The organism is Hyphomicrobium sp. (genome assembly GCF_051860585.1).
GTDB lineage: Bacteria > Pseudomonadota > Alphaproteobacteria > Rhizobiales > Hyphomicrobiaceae > Hyphomicrobium_C.
In genome coordinates this window covers 43838-56477 of the sequence record NZ_JBHYDS010000011.1, presented here as the reverse complement: position 1 = coordinate 56477, position 12640 = coordinate 43838, and the positions used below count along the sequence as shown (strand labels likewise).

The window sequence follows — 12640 nt, the reverse complement described above, 5'->3', positions numbered from 1 at the left end:
GCCTGGGAGGAACGGGGACTGAAATAGCATTTTGAATTCTACGGACGCCGAGCGGCCGTCTTGTGTTTTGGTCGCGTCACGCACGTAGGACCCACGCCTCTTCCAGCCGATCGATGTGTCCCGGATAGCGGGCCGCAGCACACGCCGACGGGAGGAGAGTGCGCTCATGGGCGACGTTACAAACAAGGCAAAGGTGAAGGCGAAGGGCACGCAGGAAGAAGGTCCTGCGCGCGAGACAATGCAGAGCCTTATTGATAAAGGCGTCGAGTACTGCATGCCCTGCTACGTCGATGTGCACGGCATTCCCAAAACCAAAGTCGTGCCCATAAGCCACTTCGATCGCATGATGCGCGGTTCGGAGCTGTTCACCGGTGCCGCCCTCGACGGATTGGGGCAAGGCCCGCACGATGACGAACTCGCGGTCATCCCGGATCCGGACGCTGTCGTCCAGCTCCCCTGGCGCCCCAACGTGGCGCTCATACCTGGGCAGCTCAGCTATCACAATCAGCCGTGGCCCATGTGCTCTCGCAGTATCCTTGCTAGGCAGGTTGAGCGTGCAGCAAAGTTGGGGTTGAAGTTCAACCTCGGCATTGAGTGCGAAGTTTACGTCGTGCGCAAGGATCAGTCGTTTCACAACGGCATCGCGCCCAACGATCCGCGCGACAACATTCCAAAGGCCGCCTACGACGTTTCGCTGACTCTACTGAACATGGAATTTCTCCACGACGTCGTCACCGCGATGGACAAACTCGGCTGGCAGGTTCACTCGCTCGATCACGAGGACGCCAACGGCCAGTTCGAGTTCGATTTCGCCTATGCCGACGTCATGACGATGTGTGACCGCTTCATCATCTGGCGGCTCATGATGAAGGAGATCGCCAGGAAGTACGGCTGGGAAGCGACCATGATGGCGAAGCCGTACGCCGACCGGACCGGGTCCGGCGCGCACTTCAACATGTCGATCGCCGACATCAAGACAGGCAAGAACATCTCGGGTGATCCCAACGACAAGCGCGGCTGCGGTCTGTCCAAAAAGGCCTACCAGTTCCTCGGCGGCATGCGCAAACACGCCGCGGCCATCGTCGCCACCAGTTGCCCGATCGTCAATTCCTACAAGCGCCTGATCAAATCGGGCTCGATGACGGGTTACACCTGGGCGCCGATTTTCATTTCCTACGGCGGCAACAATCGCACGCACATGTTCCGAGTTCCGATGCTGCGGCCTCAGATCGAAGGCGATCACGCCAGCGAGACGGGCATCAACCTATCGAGCACCAGATGGGAATGCCGCGCCGTCGATCCGTCGACAAACCCCTACCTCTCGGCCGCAATGTTCCTTGCTGCCGGCCTTGATGGAGTGGAGCAGGATCTCGATCCCGGCGACCCCGATCTCGTGAACATGTACGAGCTGCCGGATCAGGAGCTCGAGCGGCGTGGCGTCAAGCAGCTGCCGCGTACGCTGATCGAGTCGATCGAGGCCTTTGAAGCCGATGACCTCGGCCGCCGGGTCATGGGCGACGACCTCTTCAAATCCTACATTTCTCTCAAGAAGGCCGAGTGGTGGAACTACCACAATTCGATCTCGCAATGGGAAGTCGACCAGTACCTGACCAAATTCTAGCTCGCGCGGAGGTCGTCTGTGTTCTGGCGAAAGAAAACTAACGGTGGCGACGAGGTGAAGATCTTCTTCGCCTCCGATCTCCACGGCTCCACGGTCTGCTTCAAGAAGTTCATCAACAGCGCGGCATTCTATGGCGCCAACGTTTTGGTCCTCGGTGGGGATCTGACGGGTAAGGCCGTCATCCCCATCGCCGAACAGACAGACGGGACGTTTCTCAGTTTTCTTCACGGAGAAACACACGTCCTCAAAGGCAGGGCTGAGGTTGATGCTTTCTCGAAGCGTAACGCCAACATGGGCTTCTATCCGACGGTGATCTCGGAAGCTGAGTTCCAACGGCTCAGTAGCGACCAGAACGCCCAGGATGCGCTTTTCAAGACATTGGTGCTCGAACGGATCCGGGAGTGGGCGGCCATCGCCGCCGACAAACTCAAGGGCACTGAAATTCCGCTCGTCGCCATCCCCGGCAACGACGACTTCCACGAGATCGACGAAATTTTGACCAGCGCGCCGCACTTCGATTTCCACGAGATGCAGGTCTGTGACTTCAAGGGCGGCTACCAGATGCTCTACTGCGGCGGCTCCACTCCGACGCCGTGGGATACGGAGCGCGAGTACTCCGAAGATCAGTACATCGCCCGCTTCGCCGAGCTCCTTCCTCAGGTCAAGGACATGAGCCGGTGCATCTTCAATGTGCACGTGCCGCCCTTCGGCACGACGCTCGATGCGTGCCCGAAACTCGATGAGAATATGCAGGTTGTCTACGAGATGGGGATGCCGGCGCAGTTGCACGCGGGCTGTCAGACGCTCGTCGACGTCATCAAGCAGCATCAGCCGCTGCTTGGCCTGCATGGGCACATCCACGAGGGACGCGCGAAAATCAATATCGGCAAGACGATCTGCATCAATCCGGGCAGCGTCTATCCGGAAGGAATTCTGCAGGGTGCGGTCATCGCACTGCGGGATGGAGAAGTGAAATCAGTCAATCTCACACAAGGCTGAAATCAACGAGCGAATAAAGAGCTCAAAGGGAGAGCTGCAACGGTCGGGAAAGGGAGACGTCGATGTCCATTTCGGATGCACCAGGCGAGAAACGTATCTTTCTGCGGAAGGCTTCAGGCCTAATCAGGACAGCGAGTGGGCTAGACACCTTCATCTACAATCTCGGCGTCGTCAGCATCGGGCTCGGCGTCGGCACCATCCTCTACTACGGGCCTGCGTTCTACCCGATGGGCAACCTGCTCATCGGCTGCGTGATCGCCGGCATCGCCATGGCTATGATCTCGCTCGGCTTCATATCCTGGACCGTCACGCTGCCGCGGTCCGGCGGCATCTATGTCTTCGCGTCCCGCATCCTTCCGCCGTCACTGGCGCTCACGCTCAGCCTGGTCGAAATCACGGCCTGGCTCTTCTACTGCGCCATTGCCGCTTACTGGATCGTGACGTTGGCGCTCGCGCCAATGTTCGCCGCGCTCGGTTTGCTGACCGGAACGGCGACGTTCACCGAGATATCGACTTGGATGCTTACACCCTGGGTCACCTTCGCGATCGGCTCGGCGATCCTGGCGCTATCGGCCGTTATTCTGTCGATGGGCATGCGCTTCTTCCTGGCCGTCAACAAGTGGGTTTTCGTACTGGCTATGGCCAGTTCGATCCTGCTGATCGCGACGCTCGCCATGGGCACGCGCGAGGAGTTCGTCGCCCACGTGAACGAGCTCTTCGGGCCGGCTCTGGGCGTGCCTGACGCCTACAATGCGATCATCGCCAGCGGCAAGGAGAAGGGCTGGGGCAATGAGGGCTTCGATTGGGGGCAGACCATCCTGGTCTCCAACTGGCCGTTCCTGCCGCTCATCGGTGCCGCATTCTCGATCGCCATCGGCGGCGAGATCAAGTCGGTCGAAAAATCCCAGAAGTGGGGCATGCTCGGCGCCGTGCTCCTGGCCACCCTCTTCTGGATGACGACGATCTACTTCGCGCTCAAGGTCTTCGGTTTCGAGTTCCTCGGCACTGCCGTCTTCAACCTTCTGAGCGCTAACGGCGGTCTCACGACGCCGACCGATCCGGCCGTGGCTCTGCTCACGGGCGTGCTGACGAAATCGCCTCTCATCACCGTCATCACAAGCCTTGGGCTTGCGCTCTGGATGTGGATGTGGATTCCGGCGATGCAAACCTTCGGCGTTCGTGCGGTTGTCGCCTGGGCGTTCGACCGGGTCGCACCGTCTCCTCTCGCTCGGATCTCCGAGACGCACCATACGCCGGTCGTTGCGATCATCGTGACCTGCATCGTCACCATCCTCGGAATGGCGGCATTCGTGTTCGTGCCGTGGTTCTCGAAGGTGGTCATCTTCATCGAGGCCGCGCTTCTCGCATGGTCCGTGGTGCTGCTGGCGGGCGTCTTCTTCCCGTATCTCAGGCCGCACATCTACGAGAAGTCTCCGATTGCCGGCCGCAAGTTCCTCGGCCTGCCGATCATGTCGGTGACGTGTTTCCTCGGCTTCCTGGGATCCCAATTCTTCTTCTGGACGCTGTATTCCGATCCGGTCGCGGCGGGCCACGACCCGGCGCAGGTTGCGATTGTCGGGGGTGTGTTCGCGTTCGGTCTCGTCTTCTACTTCATCATGAAGATGATACGGGCTGCGCAGGGCATCGACGTCACGCTCGCATTCAAGGAGATCCCGATCGAATGAACCTTGATCGCATATGAAGCTACACCGTTCGAGGATGTAGAGAGAGGATTGCTCCCCGCTCCCTGTCACCCTCCTCAATGTGGCGGCCCAGCCAAACGCCGGGCCGCCACATCTGAGATCGACGATGGGCACGCGAGATCTCGCGCGATCCGCATTTTCAATAAGACGGCGCACTCTTGGAGGCAGATGTGAACCAGATGAGCAATGACCCGGGTCTCAATCTCGAGTTTGTGGATGAAGCCCTGATCCTCGTGCGCGAGGCGGAGGCGAAGGGCATACGGCTCCGCATTCTCGGATCCATTGCCTACCGGCTGCAATGCCCGAACAACCTGCACCTGTTTCAGGACATGAAACGCGTGCTCACGGACGTCGACTTCGGAGCGGAGAAAACGCAGAATCGCGCCATCCGCGAGTTCCTCATGGCGCGCGGATACGTGCCCGACGAGGGCGTATATGTCGCCTCGGAGGGGTCACGCCACATCTATCTGCACAAGGATACGAAGCTCAACGTCGACGTGTTCGCCGACGAGCTCAATTTTTGTCACAAGGTCCCGTTCAAGGGTCGCCTACACATCGACAGTCCCACGATTTGCAATACCGATCTTCTGCTCGAGAAGATGCAGATCGTTGAAATCAACCTCAAGGACTTCAAGGACACCATCGTGTTGATGCTCGAGCATCCGCTGTCGCATCAACAGCCGGGGCACAAGTCCATCGATACGGATTACATCGTCGACATGATGCGCAGGGACTGGGGATTCTACTACACCTTCACGACCAATATGAAGCGCGTGCCCGAATACCTTCATGAGTTCCCTTCGATCAAGCCCGCCGACGCCGAGCTGATACGATCGCGTATCGACGAGCTCCTGCAAAAGATCGAAAGCGCGCCAAAGACGATCGGCTGGAAAATGCGCTCGGTCATTGGCACGCGGAGCAAGTGGTATCAGGAAGTGTCGGAGAAATCGGAACAGTACTAAGGACCGGCACGGCACGGCATACTTTACGCCCAGGACAGATAGAGGCAATCGGTGCAGCATCCACACGTGGCGTTCCAGAGCGGTCAAAAGACCGCCGAACTCGAAGGCCTAAGTCACCGTCCGCTGAAAGTCGCATGGACCGAATCCGGCCACGGCGCGCCGATCATCCTCCTGCATGGAATTCCAACCTGGTCATACCTCTATCACGACGTCATCCCGCTCCTGGCGTCGCACGCGCACGTCATCGCACCCGATTTCCTCGGGCATGGCTACTCCGACAAGCGCGATTTCTTCGATCGCTCACTTTTGGCGCAGACGGCGATGATTTTGCGCTTCATGGATCATCTCGGGGTCGATCGTGCGCATATCGTCGGACACGACACGGGTGGCGGCGTCGCGCTCATCATGGGAATCCATCATCCCGAACGCGTCGATAAGCTCGTTCTGACCAACGTCGTGGCCTACGATTCCTGGCCTATCGACGACATGATCGCGCTCGGCAATCCGAGTTGGCGTTCCAAACCTCCGAAAGAGGTCTGCGACTTCCTCGCCTCCGGACTGCCCGATGGGTTATTCAATGCGGACCGCCTCACGCCCGCGTTCATCGCCGGCATCGTCGCGCCCTACAACGACGAAGAGGGTAAAATTTCGATGATCCGCAACGCCAGCGCACTTAACTCCAACCACACGACCATGCTCGTGGATCGCCACGGCGAGATCCAGGCCAAGACACTCTGCCTCTGGGGAGTTCACGACCCGTGGCAGACCATCCGCGACGGCGAGCGCCTCGCGCGTGAAATACCGAACGCTCAGTTGGTGCGCGTCGAGAACGCATCTCATTGGATTCCTCACGACACGCCCGAAAAGTTCGCCTCCGAAATCGCCAAGTTCATTGCGCCGGCTTGATCGCCTACCCAAATTTCCATGCGAAAGCAGAAGTTTTTATCTTCATCCGGAGCGCCAATAATTTCGATGACTTAGACATTTTGGTGGTTCTCACGAATGCCGTCGATGACCGACCATCACACAAAAGCAGACGCTGAATAGATAAGCGGAACAAACAAGCGGTGATCGTCGTCAGACTTCCGCTTTTGGGACCGATCGTCGACGCTGCCGAGGCAGCCACGCCTCCTGGCCACAGCATGTCGAGGCTCGAGGTGATCCGATAGCTTCCGTCGAGTGTCCGGCGCTAAGGGCCAGGAACGGACGTTGCGGGGCAGCCCCCCCGAGATCCTGGGCGCCCACAGATCAGCGCGTCTTGCGGCGTGCCGTGGAGCGAACTGCCTGACCGGCACCTAGGAGTCTCGGCGTTACGTCAGCGATCAGCTTGTAAACGTCGAGACCCGGCGCGACACGTTCATAGTCGCCGTCGAGCTCGAGTGACGACGCGCCGTGCACGAACGTCCAAAGCCTGAGCGCGATTGCCTCCGCGTCGGCGGTGTGCCCGTGCTTGCGGCTGTAGGCTGCGACCTCATCGATCACGCCTTTCAAGCACTGATTGCCGCTCTCATCGACCTGTTTGACCTTCCTCAGTTCGGATTTGTGGCCGAACATGAGTCGGAAAATGGCAGGCTGGGCAACGGCGAATTCGAGATAAGAGATGCCCATGGCCGTGATACCAGCGATCGTGCCAGGCCCGCCTTCGGCAACAGCCCTGGCATTGGCGGCCGTCAATTCTTCGAAGCCTCGCGCTACGATCTCCTCCAGGATCTCCTGTTTGTCGCGGAAATGCTTGTAGGGCGCAGCGGTGGTGACGCCGGCGCGGCGGCAAGCGTCGGCCAGCGTGAAGCCATCGGGGCCATGCTCGATCAGAAGCTCACGCGTCGCGGCGATCAGCGCCTCGCGAAGGTCACCGTGGTGGAAGCTCCTTTTTGGGCGTACGGCGGTTTGTTTTTGCGCTTTTGCCATAACGAACTTTCCCGATGCCATCGGCTGGCGAGCCAATAAGTTAGCATATCTAACTTAAGTTAGCTCGCCTAACTTTTGTCTCCTCGCGCCGATTTCCGCTTGCAAAGTTAGTGATACTCACTTAAGTAAGCGACGCTAACTTGCAAGTTGACACGCTCGTTCTCTTCGGCCGACACAGCGATGGGGTCTTAAATGAGTGCGACATCCGTATTCCGGTTCAGCAATGGACAGCCGCGCCTCGCGCGCACCGCTTTCAGAGCCGGCGCGCTCCTGGTTCTCTCCGCTGGGCTGTCCGGCTGCAAAAGCGAAGGCGCGCCGTATGTAGCCGCGCCTCAGCCGGTGCGTGCCGCAACAGTGGTCCTTTCCGCCTCTACTGACACGCGCTCCTACACGGGTACCGTCAAACCGCGCTACGAGAGCGATCTCGGCTTCCGCGTCGCGGGCAAGATCGTCGCGCGCTTCGTCAACATCGGCGATGCGGTGACGCCCGGCATGACCCTCGCCCGTCTCGACGCGACGGACTACCGGCTCTCGCTCGAATCTGCCGAGGCCGAGCTCAAAGCCGCGCAAAGCAACCTCAAACAGGCGGACTCCGACGAAGCCCGCTACGCGGCGCTCAACAAGAAGACGTGGGTCAGCGACGCCAGCTACGATCAGAAGAAGGCCGCCGCCGACGAAGCGCGCGGCCGCGCGGAGCGGGCTGAGAGATCGCTCGCTCTCGCGAATAACCAGCTCGCCTATACGGACCTCGTCGCCACGGAAGGCGGCATCATCACCGCGCTCCCGGTCGAGGTCGGGCAAGTCGTCAGCGCGGGGCAAATGATCGCGCGCGTCGCGCGTCTCGATGAGCTGGAGGCGGTCGTCGCGATCCCTGAAAGCCGCATAGACGGAGACCCTAACGCCACGGCAACCGTCACGCTTTGGGCGGACGCCGATCGCGTCTATGACGCCAAGCTGCGCGAGATATCTCCGCAGGCAGATCCGGCAACGCGCACCTATCAGGCCCGGTATTCGCTGGTGAAGCCCAATGCGACGATCGCCCTCGGCAAGACAGCCACCGTGCACCTTTCCAACCGCAGCAACAGCCTCCGGGCCGCGCTTCCCCTGGCCGCGGTATTCAAGGACCAGGGCCAGGCTTCGGTGTGGCTCATCGATGAAGCTCACGGACGCCTGATCAAGACCGGTGTCGAGGTCAGCGCGTGGACCGAAACGTCCGCGATCATCGCGAGCGGACTATCGGCCGGCCAAAAAGTGGTTGCGGCGGGCGTGCACAAACTAGACGCCGGAATTCCGGTGCGCATCGTGGAGGTCGCGCCGTGACCGCTCCTACAGATCCCGAGCACGTCTCGCGTGGCAATCTTTCCGCCTGGGCGGTCGCTCATCCGGCTTTGGTGCTATTTTTTATCATCGTGTTCTCGATTGCAGGCCTGATGAGTTACCTTAACCTCGGCCGCGCCGAGGATCCGACATTTGCGATCAAGACGATGATCATCTCGGCTGCGTGGCCGGGCGCGACCGCCGAGGAGATGCAGGATCAGGTCGCAGACAAGCTCGAGAAACGCCTCCAGGAGCTCGAGCTCTTCGATTACGTGAAGACCTACACGCGTCCCGGCGTCACGGTCATTCAAGTCCAGCTCAAAGATCTGGCGCGGGCCAAGTCCGTGGACGACGCTTGGTATCAAGTGCGCAAGAAGCTCAACGACAGCCGCTCGACTCTGCCGCAAGGCGTGCAAGGCCCGTTCTTCAACGACGAGTACGGCGACGTCTATTCCGCCGTCTACATGCTGTCGGGCGCGGACGTGTCGCTCGCTAAGCTCAAGGACTATGCAGAGATCGTGCGCCAGCGTCTGCTCCGCACGCCCGGCGTTTCCAAGGTCGATATCGTCGGCGTGCGCGAACAGCGCATCTTCATCGAATTTAGCCATCGCAAGCTGGCGACGCTCGGCATCACACCGCAGACCATTTTCGACAGCGTCGCGCGCCAGAATGCGGTGACGGCTGCCGGCACGGTCGAGACCAGCGCCGATCGCATCGACGTTCGTGTCACCGGCGCCTTCAAAGGCGAAGCGGCCATCGCGGAGGTGCCGATCGAAGCCGGCGGAACCACGTTCCGGCTCGGCGACATTGCCACAGTCAGGCGCGGCTATGAGGATCCGCCCAGCAGCATCGTGCGCCACAACGGGGTCGAAGCCGTGGGAGTGGTCGTCGCCATGACCACGGGCGCAAACGTGCTTGAGCTCGGTCAGCGGCTCAAGGAAGCGATCGCAGACGCCAAGATGCAGGTGCCGACCGGTGTCGAGATCGACCAGATCACCGATCAGCCGCAGGTCGTCGAAGAATCGGTCAGCGAGTTTCTGCGCTCATTCGTCGAGGCGCTCGGCATCGTGCTCGTCGTCAGCTTCATCTCGCTCGGATGGCGCTCCGGCCTCGTGGTGGCGACGTCCGTGCCGCTCGTGCTCGCGGTCGTCCTTCTCGTCATGTCGGTCGCCGGCGTCAATCTCGACCGCATTACCCTCGGCTCGCTCATCATCGCACTCGGCCTGCTGGTCGACGATGCGATCATTGCCGTCGAGATGATGGTCGTCAAAATGGAGCAAGGCTGGAACCGCATGCAGGCCGCGGCCTTTGCCTGGGACTCGACCGCTTTCCCCATGCTGACCGGCACGCTCGTGACTGCGGCCGGCTTCCTCCCTGTCGGCTTGGCGCAATCTACCGCCGGAGAATACGCCGGCAACATCTTCTGGATCGTCGGCCTCGCGCTTGTCGTGTCGTGGATCGTGGCCGTGATCTTCACGCCCTACATCGGCGTCAAATTTCTGCCGGACTTTGCGAAGCACGGCGCAGCACATACCTCGCACGACCTCTACGACACGCGGCTCTATCGCGCTCTCCGCCGCTCGGTCGGTTGGTCCGTGCGCTTCCGGTGGGTGGTCATCGGGTTCACGCTTGGAGCGTTCGTCGCGGCCATCGCGGCGTTCACGCAAGTCCAGCAGCAGTTCTTTCCGACCTCCTCGCGCCCGGAGCTCTTCATCGAGATCCGCATGCCCGAGGGCACCTCCATCGGCGTCACGGAAGTTGCCGCCAAGAAGGCGGAAGCGCTGATCAAGGGCGACCCGGATCTCGAATACTACACGACCTATATCGGCGAAGGCTCGCCACGCTTCTTCCTGGCCTTGAATCCAGTGCTGCCGAACGAGAACTTCGCACTCATCGTGATGATGACGAAGGGTGCGGAGGCGCGAGAGCGGCTCAAGACCCGCCTCGAGGGGCTTGTTGCCGACAACGTCATTCCGGAAGCTCGCCTCAGGATCGACCGGCTGAACTTCGGGCCGCCGGTCGGCTTCCCGGTGCAGTTCCGCGTGCTCGGGCCCGACAGCGACAGCGTGCGCGCGGTGGCCGACAAGGTGCGCATCGCCATGCGCGCCAATCCGAATACGCGCGACGTTCAGTTCGACTGGAACGAGCAGAAGAAATCCATCCGGCTCGAAGTCGACCAGGATCGCGCTCGCTCGCTGGGTCTGACGCCGCAGGACATCGCGCAGACGCTCGAAACTCTCCTCTCCGGCTATACGGTGACGGAGTACAAGGAAGGCATCGAGCTGGTGCCGGTCGTCGCCCGCGCCATTCCGGATGAGCGTCTGGGTCTTGGCTCGTTCGAAGACCTCACCATTCCGACGCGCTCGGGCGCTGCGGTACCCATTACCCAGGTGGCGCGCGTGCACTACGGGTTCGAGGAGCCGATCCTGTGGCGGCGCAACCGCGACGTGGTTCTGACGGTCCGGTCCGACATCGCGCCCGGCATGCAGGCTCCCGATGTGACGGCGCAGATCCAGCCGGCCATCGACGCGATCGCCGCCACGCTGTCGCCTGGCATCCGCATCGAGGTCGGCGGCGCGGTAGAAGAAAGCGCCAAGGCCAATGCGGCTCTGTTCAAGATATTCCCGCTGATGTTCCTGGTCATGCTGACCCTTCTCATGGTGCAGTTGCAGAGCTTTTCGACGCTGTTTCTGGTGTTCTCGACAGCGCCCTTGGGCATCATAGGCGCGAGCTTTTCGCTGCTCGCGTTCAATGCGCCGTTCGGTTTCGTGGCGCTGCTCGGACTTATTGCCCTCGCCGGCATGATCATGCGCAACACCGTCATTCTGGTGGATCAGATTGATGCGGACGTAACGTCTGGCCTCACGCGTTGGGATGCGATCATCGAATCGACGGTGCGCCGCTCGCGTCCGCTGGTGCTGACGGCGCTGGCCGCCATCCTGGCCATGATCCCACTGTCGCGGTCCGTGTTCTGGGGTCCGATGGCGATCACCATGATGGGCGGGCTGCTGGTGGCGACAATCCTGACGCTACTATTCCTCCCCGCCCTCTATGCGGCTTGGTTCCGGGTCCGACGTCCGAGTGCGGAAGTGACACTCATGTTGCCACGACATGAGAAACCGTTGGGATCAAGTCGAATAATCGGGGCTTCCATTTGAACGAATGTCACATCGAGACAATGACATCCTCAACAGAGCGAGTACGATTCCATGAGCAAGACTAAAAATGGCGTAGCGATTGTCACGGGCGCATCCACAGGCATTGGACGGGTGACGGCTCAAGCCCTGCAGAACGCGGGTTTTCGCGTGTTCGGAACCGGCCGTCGCGCTGCCGCCGAAAGGACCGACGGCGTCACCATGCTGACCTGCGACGTCACCGATGACGCATCCGTTACCAAGCTCGTTGATGAAGTGCTGTCCAAGGCCGGGCGCATAGATCTCCTCGTCAACAATGCCGGCATCGGTTTGCTCGGCGGCGCAGAAGAATCCTCAATTGCCCAGGCCCAGGCACTGTTCGACGTCAATGTCTTCGGCGTCCTCCGAATGACGAACGCCGTGTTACCGACGATGCACCGTCAAGGAGTAGGCCGGATCATCAACGTGAGTTCCGTCCTAGGCCTCGTCCCGGCTCCCTACAATGCCCTCTATGCATCGACGAAGCACGCCATAGAAGGCTATTCTGAATCCCTCGACCACGAACTTCGCACCCTCGGAATTCGTGTTGTACTCGTCGAGCCCGGCGTTACCCGTACGGCCTTCGAAGAAAACATCACGAAGCCAGACCAACCACTTCCCATCTATGAAGTCGTTCGCGACCGCATGGCAGCGTTGATGCGGAAATTCATAGAAACCGGAGATGCACCCGACATTGTCGCAGATGCGGTTGTGAAGGCTGCAACGACGGCGACGCCGAGAAGGCGATATACGGCTGGAAAACAGGCCGGCCAAGTCCGCTTCCTGCGTCGTTTCCTTCCCGAATCCATGGTCGACAAGAGCATCCGGAAATTTAATGAGCTGCCGGTCTAAAAAGCAAAGCGGAAGTCTGTACCTCCGCTCGTGCGGCAACGGGCAATCAATTCGCGAATGAGCCGCAATCGCCGGTGTCGATGACAGCTATGGGTCAAACTCGAC

Annotated in this window: 9 protein-coding genes; 8 read left to right on the top strand and 1 reads right to left on the bottom strand. The window is 60.5% G+C overall.

Going from position 1 to position 12640, the window contains the following annotated elements:
- The first annotated feature begins 166 nt into the window (after window positions 1-166).
- The 5 genes from glnT (at window position 167) to ACTIFK_RS16395 (ending at window position 6191) form a co-directional block, all read left to right on the top strand.
- Window positions 167-1621 (top strand): type III glutamate--ammonia ligase, encoded by a 1455-nt coding sequence (gene glnT / locus ACTIFK_RS16415; RefSeq protein ID WP_439544088.1) that lies wholly within the window; start codon window positions 167-169, stop codon window positions 1619-1621.
- A gap of 18 nt (window positions 1622-1639) precedes the next feature.
- Complete coding sequence (locus tag ACTIFK_RS16410; protein ID WP_439544087.1) at window positions 1640-2620, top strand: metallophosphoesterase family protein; 981 nt, start codon at window positions 1640-1642, stop codon at window positions 2618-2620.
- A 62-nt stretch (window positions 2621-2682) separates the two neighbouring features.
- The gene (locus tag ACTIFK_RS16405; RefSeq protein ID WP_439544086.1) at window positions 2683-4305 is read left to right on the top strand and encodes an amino acid permease; all 1623 of its coding nucleotides are present in this window, start codon (window positions 2683-2685) and stop codon (window positions 4303-4305) included.
- 197 nt (window positions 4306-4502) lie between these two features.
- Window positions 4503-5285 (top strand): hypothetical protein, encoded by a 783-nt coding sequence (locus ACTIFK_RS16400; protein WP_439544085.1) that lies wholly within the window; start codon window positions 4503-4505, stop codon window positions 5283-5285.
- Between the two features lie 51 nt (window positions 5286-5336).
- Entirely contained in the window at window positions 5337-6191 is an 855-nt protein-coding gene (locus tag ACTIFK_RS16395; protein ID WP_439544084.1) for an alpha/beta fold hydrolase, read from the top strand.
- A 342-nt stretch (window positions 6192-6533) separates the two neighbouring features.
- On the opposite strand, the gene ACTIFK_RS16390 is transcribed toward ACTIFK_RS16395, so the two are convergent.
- Window positions 6534-7193 carry a TetR/AcrR family transcriptional regulator gene (locus tag ACTIFK_RS16390; RefSeq protein WP_439544083.1) on the bottom strand — a complete coding sequence of 220 codons (660 nt, stop codon included), beginning with the start codon at window positions 7191-7193 and terminating at the stop codon, window positions 6534-6536.
- Window positions 7194-7385: 192 nt separating this feature from the next.
- Between ACTIFK_RS16390 and ACTIFK_RS16385 the strand changes: the two genes are divergently transcribed.
- Genes ACTIFK_RS16385 through ACTIFK_RS16375 form a run of 3 tightly spaced genes read left to right on the top strand, consistent with a single transcriptional unit; the run spans window position 7386 to window position 12535 of the window.
- The gene (locus ACTIFK_RS16385; protein ID WP_439544082.1) at window positions 7386-8513 is read left to right on the top strand and encodes an efflux RND transporter periplasmic adaptor subunit; all 1128 of its coding nucleotides are present in this window, start codon (window positions 7386-7388) and stop codon (window positions 8511-8513) included.
- Window positions 8510-11668 (top strand): efflux RND transporter permease subunit, encoded by a 3159-nt coding sequence (locus ACTIFK_RS16380; RefSeq protein WP_439544081.1) that lies wholly within the window; start codon window positions 8510-8512, stop codon window positions 11666-11668. Before ACTIFK_RS16385 ends, ACTIFK_RS16380 begins: the two co-directional genes overlap by 4 nt.
- Before the next feature lie 51 nt (window positions 11669-11719).
- Entirely contained in the window at window positions 11720-12535 is an 816-nt protein-coding gene (locus tag ACTIFK_RS16375; protein ID WP_439544080.1) for an oxidoreductase, read from the top strand.
- Window positions 12536-12640 lie beyond the last annotated feature (105 nt).

What these genes read in the sequence shown, in the direction of transcription:
- ACTIFK_RS16375 (WP_439544080.1), top strand. Translation starts at nt 11,720, where the DNA reads ATGAGCAAGACTAAAAATGGCGTAGCGATTGTCACGGGCGCATCCACA.
- glnT (WP_439544088.1), top strand. Translation starts at nt 167, where the DNA reads ATGGGCGACGTTACAAACAAGGCAAAGGTGAAGGCGAAGGGCACGCAG.
- ACTIFK_RS16390 (WP_439544083.1), bottom strand. Translation starts at nt 7,193, where the DNA reads ATGGCAAAAGCGCAAAAACAAACCGCCGTACGCCCAAAAAGGAGCTTC.
- ACTIFK_RS16405 (WP_439544086.1), top strand. Translation starts at nt 2,683, where the DNA reads ATGTCCATTTCGGATGCACCAGGCGAGAAACGTATCTTTCTGCGGAAG.
- ACTIFK_RS16385 (WP_439544082.1), top strand. Translation starts at nt 7,386, where the DNA reads ATGAGTGCGACATCCGTATTCCGGTTCAGCAATGGACAGCCGCGCCTC.
- ACTIFK_RS16400 (WP_439544085.1), top strand. Translation starts at nt 4,503, where the DNA reads ATGAGCAATGACCCGGGTCTCAATCTCGAGTTTGTGGATGAAGCCCTG.